The organism is Nocardia pseudovaccinii (assembly GCF_050942345.1).
Lineage (GTDB): Bacteria > Actinomycetota > Actinomycetes > Mycobacteriales > Mycobacteriaceae > Nocardia > Nocardia pseudovaccinii.
Genome location: NZ_CP192074.1, coordinates 2,393,668 through 2,406,419, shown reverse-complemented (window position 1 = coordinate 2,406,419; position 12,752 = coordinate 2,393,668). Strand labels below are relative to the sequence as shown.

Here is a 12,752-nt window from a genome sequence, read left to right as displayed (position 1 = left end):
TCAGTTCCCGCCGGGTACGGCGAGCTCACCGAGACGGTCGCGCCAGGCGTGATAACTGGTGGCGGTACCGTCCTCCGGTATGCCGACGAACGCCTTATCGATCAAGGCCGCGGCCTCGTCGATGGTGCGGCCGGTATAGGTCCGCACCGCGACTTCGGTATGTGGGGTGGCGCTGTCAGCCTGCTGCCGGATCTTCGCGACCATGGTCGATCCCGCCGCCAACTGCCGATGGAACTGCGGCACCAGTGACCGAATCGCTTCCAGGTCGGCGACTTCCACACCACCGGCGAAGGTGGTCGCGATGCCGATGCCGTTCCACAGATCGGCATGCCTGCTCGGGTCGAACTCCGCGATCCGAGCCGCGACCCCCTCGACCGAGCCGCCGCCGATGAACCAGAGCGCGCGCCCGATGCCCTGATCGGCAGCCCGTTTCAACGGTGCGGTATCCCCCATCCAGGACGGGTAGCGCTGGTCGACGTGCTGGCGGTCGATGTATTTCTCGGTACGGAAGAAGGCGTTGTAGAAGCCGTATCCGTCGATCGCGAGCCAGCGGTACACCGGATGTTTCGGAAAGACCTTCTTCCAAATCGGTTTCGGAATCTTGCCCATCGCAAGACCGACGCCGACGTACATGGTCAGGTCGTGTTTGGCCGCGGGACCGGTGAACAGGTCCGCGGCACGGTGGCTGAACGGGGTGATCGAGTCGACGGCCGCGAGACCCGTTGCGGCGCCCTCGAATGCGAAGCCCTGGTACTGCTCGGGCAGCTGTTGGATCTGCTCGATCAACTCCGCATTGTTCTTACTGCATACGGCGACGTGGATGCTGGTCGACAGGTGGGTGGCGACCCGCTCCAGTTCGGCCGCGGTCGCCGGGCTCGGCGTCGCGAAGCCGGGGCGTTTCAGCGGTTCCTGCTCGATATTGGTGCCGAGCAGGGTGGAGCGAAGTGGTCCGATCAGTGATGGCATATGAACCTCGATTCTGTTGGGGTGGTGTTTGTTTCGGCTATGAAGACCGCGCCGGTTCCTTCTCCGGTTCGACTGCCACCGGATCGCCGGACGCAACCGCCGCTGGATCGTCCGACTCAACAGCCACCGATTCGCCCGACTCAGCTACCACCGGCTCATCCGACTCAACCGCCGCCGGTTCATCCGACTCGACCGCCACCGGCTCGCCAGGCTCGACCACCGCCGGATCGCCGGACTCAACTGCCGCCAGGCCTCGGGACTCAACCGCCACCGGCTCATCCGACTCAGCTACCACCGGCCCGCCCGACTTACTCGCCGCCAATTCATCCGACTCAACCGCCACCAGCTCACCCGACTCGACCACCGCCGGATCACCAAGCTCGACCACCGCCGGATCACCGGACTCAGCCGCCACCGGATCACCCGACTCAGCTACCACCAGCTCACCCGACTCGACCACCGCCGGATCACCAAGCTCGACCACCGCCGGATCACCGGACTCAGCCGCCACCGGATCACCCGACTCGGCTACCACCGGCTCGCCCGACTTACTCGCCGCCAATTCATCCGACTCAACCGCCACCAGCTCACCCGACTCGACCACCGCCGGATCCGCAGGCTCGACCACCGCCGGATCGCCGGGCTCGACTGCCGCCAGCTCACCCGATTCAGCTGCCACCAGGTCTCCGGACTCAACCGCGACCGGATCACCCGCTTCAGCTGCCACCAGCTCACCCGACTCAACCGCCGCCAGTTCATCCGGCTCAGGTGCCGCCTCCTGGACGTCCACCACCACAACGGTCGCGCGATTGGCCAGCCACTCCCGAATATTCCGGCTCCACCAGAACATTCCGCGACTCGCGCAGACGATCACCAGCGCGAAGAACAAGCCGAACGAGACGTGCAGGGCCATCAGCACGCCGTACATCAGGCCGACCGAGGCGCCGAAGATGATCTGGTCGCGCTTGGCGAACGGTGTCGTCGCCGGGTCGGTGATCATGTAGTTGGTGTAGAGCACGAAGGCGATACCGGTCATCGGCAGCAGCGCCGCGATGATCGAGATATTGCTGTCCAGCAGGCCGCGCACCACCGCCTGCAGCACATACGCACCGAGCCAGGCCATGATCAGCGGTGTCTTCTTGGTCAGCTTGGCGTTGAGCATGGTGCCCGCGCCGAGCAGGCCGAGCACGATCAGCGCGTCGGCCGGACCCGAGATGTTCTCGACGAAGTGATACGGACCGACCACGGCGATCGTCGGGAAGACCAGCAGCGCGACCACGATCCCGAAATTCGACGGGTTCATGAAGTGCTTGACCTTGCCGTTGACCTTGGCCCGTAGTACCCACTTCGTGCCGACCGCGACCGTGATGCCGAACATGATCGGCAGGAACTGGTCTGCCGCATACATCAGGAAGTTGAAGGCCACACCGGTGATGTGCGCGGGCAGCAGGAACACGATCAGCCCGCGAAGTCCGTTGCCCCGGTATCCCGCCGGGCGGCGATAGGCCCACGCCGCCAGCGTCTCCAGGATCATCTCCACCACGTACGCGGTGGCCGCACTGAGGAACGGCCACAGCCACGGCTGCTCGAACCCGAGCCACAGGAAGCCCAGGATATTGAAGATCGTCAGCGAGGCCGCGAAGTTGCGCAGCGCGAGATAGCGCGGATCACGTCCTTCGATATTGACGCCCAACCACTTTCGCCGCCAAATCTGCACTGGGGTGAGCGCGGGCTCGGAGCCGTTGGTGTTTTCGATGACGGCTGTTCCGTTCGAATGTGCTTGAACACTCACTGGTGCACCTCCCGGGCATCGGAGTCGAGAACGAGGGTGTGTTGCCCTGGTTGCAGTTGCAGCTGCTGGGTGTGCACGGCGCCATGGTTATCGCGCCACGCGAGTTGTACCGGCAGCGCGGCAGTGGGATCGATATCACCGAGTCCGACGTGGATATCGGTGGACCGTTTACCCGCGTGCCCACTGCCGCCGTCGACCTGTGCCACATGGGTTTTGCCGTCCGGCATCGTCACGGTGACTTCGGCGCCGAGGGCCGGAGACCCGAGCACCGGCTTGCCCGCGACCGTTGTCTCGCCGACGGCAGCAGTGGTCGGTGGGGTCAGCAGTCGCAGGCCGAGGTACTGCCCGGGACGCGGTGCGTCGTTGCGGTAGAAGACCGGTGCTTCCCACTGCCTGGCAACCGCGAAGCTGAGGTTGCCGGTTCCGGTCGAGTCACCGACCGCGATGCCGCGGGTGGGTGTCGCCGCGAAGGTGTCCAGGGCGGGCGAGATATTGGTGAACTTGCCGCTGTCGTCCTGGGCGAAGAAACCGATCCGGTTATTGCCCGCCAGGTCCGATTCCTCGGTGAATTTCGGCCAGGCCCACGGGTATTTGCTGAAGTCGTCGTTCATCGTGGCCATTTCCTGCACCTGCGGCCAACGCGTACTCGAACCCTTGAACATGCCGTTGGTCTGCACGATCTGCGGTCGGCCGCTGTTGTCGAAGTCGGCGACCTTGGTATCCCAGCACCAGCCGTCCCAGGCGATGCCTTTCTCCACGGCACGGTTCTCGAACGGGGCGATACCCGACTCCAACTGCGCCGCGGCTTGTTTCGGATCGGGCGCGGTGTTGTAGAAGGCGAGGTTGGCTTCGACGATGCCCCAGCGCTGCGCGATATTGCTGACGAACAGATCGGGCATGCCGTCGCCGTCGAGATCGGCGAAGTCCGCGCCCATACCCTTGAACGAATCATGGCCGAGCACAAAGGACTTCGGATCCGTCGGACCGCGCTCGCCTTCGGCCAGGCCGAAGCTGATGTGTCCCGGTGTCGACTTGTTCACGAACAGGCGATCCGGGCCCATATCGTTGGCGACATACAGCTCGGGTAGTTGATCGCCGGTGAGGTCCTGTGTCGCCGATGCCAGCGTCCAGCCATTCGCCTTCCCCTCCGGGAGCGCATCGACCACCTCGCGGTACACCGCGGTCGGTTCGGCACCGCCGGTGCCCTGCTGGAAGGTGAGGATGCGGTCGGTCCCGGCATTGGTCGCTTTGGAGAACGATTCGTTCAGGGTCAGGCTGTGCTGACCGTCCGGCCCGATGAAATCGCTGTCCGGGAAATAGTTTCCGAGGTAGACGTCCGGGTTGCCGTCACCGTCGAAGTCTGCGACGGAGGCGGCCAGGGTGAACCAGCGCGCACCCTGATAGCTGCCGTCCTTGGTGGCAGGCGGCTCCACCATTTCCACCGGCCGGAATGCCTTGTTGTCAAGATGCTTGGCTCCCGCGCGCGGCAGGTACAGGATCGGGGTGCGGCCGCCGTAGTACACCATCAGACCGATGCGACCGGAGTGGTCGAAATCGCCTGGGACACAGCCGGTCGGGGCCATCCGGTCGTCGGTCGGCAGCGGCGCCGGATCGAGTACGAACGGTGCGTAGCGGCTGGTGTCGCTGTCCGGCGTCGGCGTCACGATCACCGTGTCGGATCGGGAATCGACCAGGCACAGATCATCGGCACGGCCGTTGCCGTCGATATCGTTGATCGCCGCCGCGGAGTTGACCGAGGACATCCAGGCGACGACATGCTCGTACCGTGGCTCGATATGCCGGATCTTGCGCTCGGGCAAGCCGGGTGGCAGCGCGATCGGCATCTCGGTGAAATGGAACCGGCTCGCCAGCGGACTGTTCGGATCGGTCTCGACCGGGGCGATCATGGCCGAGTGGGCCGGTACGAACAGCACCGCCATCAGCGTCACCGATGCCAATGGCACCAACGCTTTTCGCAACAGAGAAGAACTGACCGGCAATTTCACGAGTGGGGACTCTCTTCCGTGGTGAGACCGTCGAACACCGACCGCAGGGTGTCCAACGCGTGATCGAGCTGCGCCTCGGTATGACGGCAGTTGATGAAGAACCGCAATCGCGCCTCGCCCTCGGGGACCACCGGATGCCCGATGGCATTGGCCATCACATTGCGCTCCAGCAATTCCATCGAGGCACGGACCGCGGGTTCGTTCGCGCCGGTGAGGATCGGGGTGATCGGTGTGGCCTGGCCGTTGCCGGTGTCGAAGCCGAGTTCGCGGGCTCGGCGATGGAAGTACTCGGCGTTGTGCCGCAGTGCCGCGACACGTTGCGGCTCGTCGTGCAGCACGGCAAGGCCCGCCAGGGCGGCCGCCGCCGCGGACGGCGCGGGTGAGGCCGTGTACATGCTCAGACCAGCGGCGGAGTATTTGAACCCTTCGACGAGTTCGCGATTGGCCGCCAGGTAGCCGCCGACGCTGCCGAGCGCTTTCGACAGCGTGCCCATCCAGACATCGACGGCATCGCCGGGCAGATCGAACAGCTCACGCGCGCCGAGCCCGCGCTCGCCGAGGACACCGAAGGAATGTGCCTCGTCGATCATGATCGAGCAGTCGTATTTCCTTGCCACCTCGATGATTTCGGGCAGCCGGACCACATCGCCGTCCATGCTGTACACGCCCTCGATCAGCACCAGGGCCCGATCGAAGCTGCGCCGCGACATCGCCAGAATCGCGTCCAGCGATTCGGGATCGTTGTGCCGGAAGGTGACGCGTTTGCAGCCCGCCCATTCGGTACCGGAGACGATGCTGTTGTGGATCAGTGAGTCGCAGACCGCGATATCGCGCTTTCCGAGCAGGAAGGCGACGGCCGCCGCATTGGTGAGGAAACCGCTGGCCGTCACGATGGCGGCCTCGGTGTCGTAGATCCGCGCTAGCTCGCGTTCCAGCTCGCCGTAGAGCGGTAGCTCCCCCGCGACCATCCGGACCGCGGCCGCGGATGTCCCGTAGCGGCCGATCGCGGCAATGGCAGCGGCATGCACGCGCGGCTCGGCGGCCAGATCCAGATAGCCGAAACTGCTGAAGTTCAGCATGTCCCGGTCCGCGAAGCTGGTCACCGCCCCGCTGATGCCGTCGTGCGGCAGGTAGTAGGGATTGAGCACACCGGCCTCGCGCGTCCAGGCGTCGAAGGCGGCGAATTTCTCGTTGGCCTCGAGCACGCCCGGATGATCACGGAAAGAGGTCTGCAGGCTCGGGCCGCGAGCGGTCCGCACTTCGGCCGCACCGCGTTCGGGTCCCGGCGCCGTCGCCGTGCTCGAACCGTTGCCCGCATCGTGCTTGGCCATCAGGGCACGGGCGAGCGCACGGGGATCGATGCTCTCAGTTGTCATGCAGTAGTCCTCACGCTGCTGTCGTTTCGGTACTTGCTTCTTCGTGCGCGATCTGGGCGGCGATCTTGACGCCGAGGCCCGCGAGCGAGAGTCCGGCCCCGATCGACAGGACCGACATCTTGACGCCGAGGCTTTTCACGACGCGTGCACCGAATTCCATGGCCATCAGCGAATCCAGCCCCAGCTCCATGGTCGGAGTCGCCAGATCCACGGTGTCCGCGTCGACGCCGAGGACCACCGCGAGTTGTTCGGCGAGCAGACAGGCGACCACCTCGCCGCGGAATTCCGAGTCCAGCGCCAGGATTTCGGCGCGTAGAGCGCTCGTGCCCGCCGCGCCGCCGCCCGCGGCGGTGACCAGTTCGACGAAACGCGGCGCGCGCGCCGACGACCGGTGCGCGAGTGCCCACTGCGCCCAGTCGATGTCGAGTAGAGCGAGCTGGGTGATGTCGAAACGCAGACATTCCCGTAGTAGCAGAGTCGCGAAATCCATATCCAGCGAGCCGTATCCGGTCATCTCGGCATAGCGGGATACCGCCCGGGAGTCGGCCATACCGCCGTCGCCACGCATGAAACCCCAGTCCACCGACAGCGCGGGCCTGCCCTGTGCGCGCCGCGCCCAGGCGAGTGCGTCGAGCGCGGAATTGGCTGACGCATAACCCAATTGGGGCGACAGCCCCGCGATGCCGCTGGCCGAGGCGTAGAGCACGAACAGGTCGAGCTCCACGCCCGCGGCGGTGGTGGCCCGATCGAGATTAGTCGCGCCGATCACCTTCGGATCGAAGATCTCGCGCAGCGATTCGGCAGTGACCTCGGGAATCTCGGTGTTGTTGACCACGCCCGCGGCATGGATGACACCCCGCAGCGGCGCACCGCCGACCTGAATGCGCGCGACCAGATCGGCGACCGCGTCGTAGTCGGCGACATCGACGCGTTCCTCGCGCACGTCGACCCCCTCGTTCGCGAACCGCGCCAACTGTTCTCGCGCGGCATCGGTGGACGCGCCACTGCGACCGACGAGCACCAGGTGACGCACTCCGGCACGCACCAGCTGACGTGCGGTGGCCAGACCGAAGGCCCCGAAGCCGCCGGTCACCAGATAGCTTGCGGTGGGGTCGAATTCGAATTCGCCGGGAATGTGGCGTACCGCCGGATGTTCTTCGCGCAGATCGAGCACGACCCGGCCGATCTGGGCGGAGCGCGCCACCGTTTCGAATGCCGCGGTCAGCTGGTCCAGTGCGAACGGTGTATTCGGCAACGCGGTGTACTCGCCGTGGAACATCGCGTCCACCACGCGCCGGGCCGCCCGGCGGACCTGCGCGGGTCGCCGGGCCAGGATGCGGTCGATATCGACGGCGAAGAATGCCAGATTCCGGTCGAAGGGGCGCAGGTCGATGGTCCCCGAGCCGTAGATGTCGGCCTTGCCGATATCCACGATGCGGCCGAATTCGCCCGCGACCCGGAAGTTCTGCTGCAGAATTTCGCCGGGCGCGGAACTGTAGACGACATCGACGCCCGCACCATCGGTCAAGCGCAGCACCTCGTCGACGAAACCGATCGACCGGGAACCGAGCACCTCGTGCGCGCCGAGCGCCCGCACCCGGGCGCGCCGCTCCTCGGTACCGGCGGTGGCGATCACCCGCGCCCCCATCCGCAGCGCGACCTGGACCGCGGCCATGCCCATGCCGCCCGCCGCGCCGTGGATCAGCACCGTTTCGCCCGGCTGCACGCGCGCCAGTTCGCCGAGCCCGATTTCGGCGGTGAACAGCGGCATTACCGAAGTGCAGTGCAGCGGATCGAAGGTGCCGGGCGGGAAGATATCCATCCGGGTGGTCGCGCCGGTGTCCGGCCGGATCGTCACGTAGCGCTGCACGATTCCCGGTGCCACGACCGAAATCTCGTCTCCCGGTGCGATATCGGTGATATTGCTGCCGACCCGTGTCACGACGCCATAGCCGTCCATGCCGATCTCGGTGCCGAAAAATGTTCCGTCCAGCTCTTTTTCGGTCAGCACACCCAGCACCTTGAGGGTGTCCTTGTAGTTCAGGCCGACCGCCTGCATCCGGATCTCGACCTCGTCCGGTCCCGGCGCGACCCGATCGCAGGTGCGCAGTGCGAGTTCCGGCAGCAGTCGCGAGCGTGGGATATCGAGCCGGAAGGACTGTTCGGGATCGGTGAGCGGCCGCGGCACATCCCATCCGGCCAGCCGGTCGGTGAGGGTCTGCCGCCAGCGGATCGTCCAGCGCGCGCCCGCACGCAGCGCCACCTCGTCGACGGTGGTGTCGGTGTAGATCTGCTCGAGGATGTCGGCCGCCGCGGAGGCGGGTTCGGTATCCACCAGCCGCCACTGTCCGGCCGGAAGTTCGTTGAGCAGTTCGCGACGCGCTCCGGTCAGTACCGAATGCTCGAGCCGGGCGAACCGGTCGATCGGCAGGCACAACGCATGTTCGGTCACCACGACGGCGTGGAACACCACGGGCAGCTCATCGGACAGCAGCGCCTTGATCGCCTGGGCGACCTGTGCGAGCCCGTACACATTGCCCATGCCGTCGAGTTCGGACCCGGCGACGACAACGAGCCGCAGGCGCTCGACCTCGGGCCGGGAATGCGCGGTACGCAGCAGGTCCAGCAACTGTTCGTGGTCGGCCGCCGAGGCATGCTCGCCGACCGTCACCACTTCGGCCCCGATCCGCACATTGGCGACTTCCTTGGCGCGCTGGGAGATTTCCGCGCCGAGGTTGACGACGAGCAGGAACTCCTCGTCACCGGGCAGGTCTTGCATCGCCGGTTCCGCCGGGTCCGTCACGATCTCCCACACCGGTTCGTAGAACAGCCCGTCGAGCTGTTCGGAGAGCGCCGACTGCGGTGTGAGAGCGCGGAACTGCACTCCTGACATCGTTAGTGCGACGTCGCCGCTCGCAGACGCGATGCGGATATCGGCGCGCAGCGGACTACCGGGTACGCGGGTGAGGACCACGACCGGATCGACCGGAATCGGCCCGGTCCAACGGATCCCGGCGATCGCGGCAGGCACGACCACGTCGGCATCGGTGCCGGAATTCGGCTGTGTCGCAGCCGTTCTCGCGTACAGCGCGGCGAAACATTGTAGGGCTGAATCCACTATTGCCGGGTGCGCGAGATGCCGCTGACCGATCGTTGCAGACGAATCGAGGTGTGCGACAACGCTATCCGGTCCGACCCAGACCTGGCTCAGCAGCCGGAAGGCCGGGCCGTAGCGGAGTCCGTGCTCCGCCATGCTCTCGTAGAGCTCCTCGACCGCGACCTCCACCGAGTCCGCGGGCGGCGCGATGGCGACGGTCGTAGCGTCGGTGCCCGCCTCGATGAGACGGCCGCGCGCGTTGAGCGTCCATCCCCCACCACCCGCGGGCCGGGACTGGATGGTGAACCGGCGGGTGGTCTCCTCCACACCGATCCGCACGATGGGCACATCGTGCTCGTCGACGACCAACGGGCTGATGAATTCGACGGATTCGAGCCCGAACGAATCCCGGCCGGTGCGTAGCGCGACGGCGCTCATGGCGGCGTCCAGGTAGGCCGCTCCCGGCAGCACCACGGCACCGGCCACGACGTGATCGCGCAACCACGGCAGATTCGAAACCGACAGGTGGACTTCCCATTCCGTGGCCACCGAGCCCGTGCGATCGCCGAGCATGGCGAATCCATTCGGGGTGCCGATCCGATCCAGCTCCGTTTCCGGCTCCTGGGTCCACACGAAGCGGCGCTGCCACGGATAGTGCGGCAGGTCGACGTGCCCGACACCCGGATCGATCGCGCCGGGCAGGCGGTCACCGTCCAATGAACCCGCCCGGTACAACTCGCCTATCACGGTCAGTATGTTCTCGCTGTCATCGCCGCCACGCGTCAGCGTGCCGATGGCGGCGCCGGTAATACCCCGCTGCACAAGGATTTCCCGAATACTGCCGCTCAGCACAGGGTGCGGGCCGACTTCCAGGAAGACCCGGTGTCCGGCATCGAGCAGCTCGCCGATCGCGTCCGCGAACCGGACCTGGTCGCGAACATTACGGGCCCAGTAATCCGGACCCCAATCCTGTTGCGTCGCTTGCGCACCGGTGACCGTCGAGTAGGCGGGAACGGTGGTATCCCCCGGTGCGAGCGTCGCCAGTGCGGCGCGCAGATCATCGAGGATCGGGTCCATCAGATGGCTGTGGTAGGGGACTTCGACCCGTAGCGCCTTGGCGAAAATGCCATCGGCGGTGAGACGTTCGCCGAGACCCGCCAGTACCTGGCTGTCCCCGGCCAACGTGACCGCCGACGGGCTGTTCACAGCGGCGATACACACGCCGTCGAGGTCCGTCAGCAGTTCGCGCGCCTCGGCCTCGGTCAGCCCGACCGCCAGCATGCCGCCGGTCCCCGCCGTGGTGGCCTGCAGGCGGGACCGGTGGTAACTGACCGTGACCGCCTCGGTCAGCGACAATGCACCGGATACGTATGCTGTGGCTACCTCGCCGACGCTGTGTCCCACCGTGACAGCCGGTCTGATGCCGAGCCCGGCGAGTTCCGCCGTCAGCGCGGCCTGGAGCAGGAAGTTCGCCGGTTGCGCGATCTCGGTGCGCGAGATCCGGGAGTCCGCCTCGTCGCGGCCCATCTCCTCGAGGATCGACCAGCCAGCGAGTTCGGTGAACTCCCTATCGATTTCGCGCGCCAGTTCGGCTGCCGGGCCTTCGCCCGCGAGCAGGCCGCGGCCCATGGCCCACCACTGCGGCCCCATGCCACTGAAAACGAATACCGGGTCGCTGTGGCCTTCGGCGATGGCACGAGCGGGCGGTTGACCACCGCCAGCGGCGAATTCCGCCAGCTGGGAACGCAATTCGCCGGAATCGCGGTAGCGGAAAGCGGTTCGCAACGGGTGATGCGCGCGGCGCACCCAGGCTGCCTCGGTCAGGGCGTCGAGCGGTTCGGTGTCGGCCGCCGCCAATAGCCCTGCGGCGAGTGTGCGCAGCGCCGGTTCGCTGCGCGCCGACAGCGGCAGGATCGGCAGCCGCACTGCCTTTGTGTCGGAACGGGTTTCGACTGTGATCGGCGCTGGGCCGATGAGCGCATGCGCGTTGGTACCGCCGTAGCCGAAGCTGTTGACCGCCACCAGTGGCCGGACCAGCGGTTCGGCCGCCATCGGCACCCGCAGCCGCAGTTCGTCGAACGGGATCTCGGGATTGAGCTGGTCCAGCCGGGCCTGCGGCGCGATCGTTCGATGGTGAACGGTCAACGCGGCCTTGATGACTCCGGCGACGCCCGCCGCCGCCTCGGTGTGGCCGATATTGTTCTTGACCGACCCGACCGGCAGCGGCTCGGTCCGGCCGTCGATCGCGCCGTAGACCCTGCCGAGGGCCGTCATCTCCGCCGGATCGCCGACCGGTGTCCCGGTGCCGTGCGCCTCGACGTAGCCGATCTCATACGGTGCGATGCCCGCGCTGGTGTGCACGCGCCGGGCAAGTTCCTCCTGCGCAACGGGATTCGGGACCGGAATGGCCAACGTGCGGCCGTCCTGGTTCACGCCGCTGCCGCGCACCACCGCATAGATGCGGTCACCGTCGCGTACCGCGGCCTCGAGCGGCTTGAGGATCACCACGCCCGCACCCTCACCGCGGCCGTAGCCGTCGGCGGATGCGTCGAACGATTTGCAGCGACCGTCCACGGACAGGAATCGGCCCTTGCACATGGAGATGAAGGTTTCCGGCTGCAGCATGGCATTGGCGCCGCCGACGATGGCGGAGCTGCATTCGCCGAGCGCCAGTGATCGGACGGCCTGATGCAGTGCCACCAGCGACGACGAGCAGGCGGTGTCGATGGTCATGGTCGGGCCGTGCAGGTCGAGCAGGAAGGCGATGCGCGCCGAGAGCAGGGTGTGCGACGAGCTCGTCGGGGTGTGGCTGTTGATCGCGGAGCGGACCACGTTGCGGCCCACCGCATTGTCGTTCATGAAACCGCCGACGAAGACGCCGATATCGCGACCCGCGATCCGTCCGGCCATTCCGCTATCGTCGAGCGCCTCCCACGCGACCTCGAGCAGCAACCGCTGCTGCGGGTCCATGATCGAGGCCTCGCGCTGGGAGATGCCGAAGAAGTCGGCGTCGAACTCCCACAGCGACTGCGTCAGGAATCCACCCCTGCGGGTGTACATCCGGCCGGGCGCGTCCGGATCCGGATCGTAGAACTTGTCGAGGCTCCAGCGATCCGGCGGTACCTCGACGATGCCGTCACCCTTGCGGATCAGGAAATCCCAAAAGGCGCCCGGCCCGTCGATTCCACCCGGAAATCGACAGCCGATACCGACGATTGCTGCATCGGGCATTGCGCAGTCCTCGATTTCTACCCTGAGCATTGAACGGTAGGCAGCTTACTTTCGATATTCGATCGGCAGCGCAAAATGACTGAAACCTGTTGCAACGAGGGCCGATCGAGGTCCTTACAGTGAAATTACAGCGTTATCGGACAGGCCATGACATTGTTATCGCCGATGCTGACGCCGTTATATGTCGGCGCACTTCACAGCGGACTCGAAGAATAACAATGTCATGGGTTCGAATAACAATGTAATTCGATTCCATGACATTGTTATCCAAGTACGTTGTCGGC

5 protein-coding genes are annotated in these 12,752 nt (G+C 66.1%); all 5 read right to left on the bottom strand.

The window, feature by feature from the left end:
• Genes ACQPZ2_RS10915 through ACQPZ2_RS10895 form a run of 5 tightly spaced genes read right to left on the bottom strand, consistent with a single transcriptional unit; the run spans position 1 to position 12,468 of the window.
• A complete protein-coding gene (locus ACQPZ2_RS10915; protein ID WP_433525433.1) occupies positions 1-966 on the bottom strand; it encodes a DUF1702 family protein in 966 nt (321 codons plus the stop codon).
• 37 nt (positions 967-1,003) lie between these two features.
• A complete protein-coding gene (locus ACQPZ2_RS10910) occupies positions 1,004-2,758 on the bottom strand; it encodes a hypothetical protein (RefSeq protein WP_433525432.1) in 1,755 nt (584 codons plus the stop codon).
• Positions 2,755-4,722 (bottom strand): CRTAC1 family protein, encoded by a 1,968-nt coding sequence (locus tag ACQPZ2_RS10905; RefSeq protein WP_433525431.1) that lies wholly within the window; start codon positions 4,720-4,722, stop codon positions 2,755-2,757. The genes ACQPZ2_RS10910 and ACQPZ2_RS10905 overlap by 4 nt, the downstream gene beginning before the upstream one ends.
• A gap of 38 nt (positions 4,723-4,760) precedes the next feature.
• Positions 4,761-6,140: an aminotransferase class I/II-fold pyridoxal phosphate-dependent enzyme gene (locus ACQPZ2_RS10900; protein WP_433525430.1), complete on the bottom strand. Its 1,380-nt coding sequence runs from the start codon at positions 6,138-6,140 to the stop codon at positions 4,761-4,763.
• Positions 6,141-6,150: 10 nt separating this feature from the next.
• Positions 6,151-12,468, bottom strand: coding sequence for a type I polyketide synthase (locus ACQPZ2_RS10895; RefSeq protein WP_433525429.1), 6,318 nt, complete (start codon positions 12,466-12,468; stop codon positions 6,151-6,153).
• Between the last annotated feature and the right edge of the window lie 284 nt (positions 12,469-12,752).

What these genes read in the sequence shown, in the direction of transcription:
- ACQPZ2_RS10895 (WP_433525429.1), bottom strand. Translation starts at nt 12,468, where the DNA reads ATGCCCGATGCAGCAATCGTCGGTATCGGCTGTCGATTTCCGGGTGGA.
- ACQPZ2_RS10900 (WP_433525430.1), bottom strand. Translation starts at nt 6,140, where the DNA reads ATGACAACTGAGAGCATCGATCCCCGTGCGCTCGCCCGTGCCCTGATG.
- ACQPZ2_RS10915 (WP_433525433.1), bottom strand. Translation starts at nt 966, where the DNA reads ATGCCATCACTGATCGGACCACTTCGCTCCACCCTGCTCGGCACCAAT.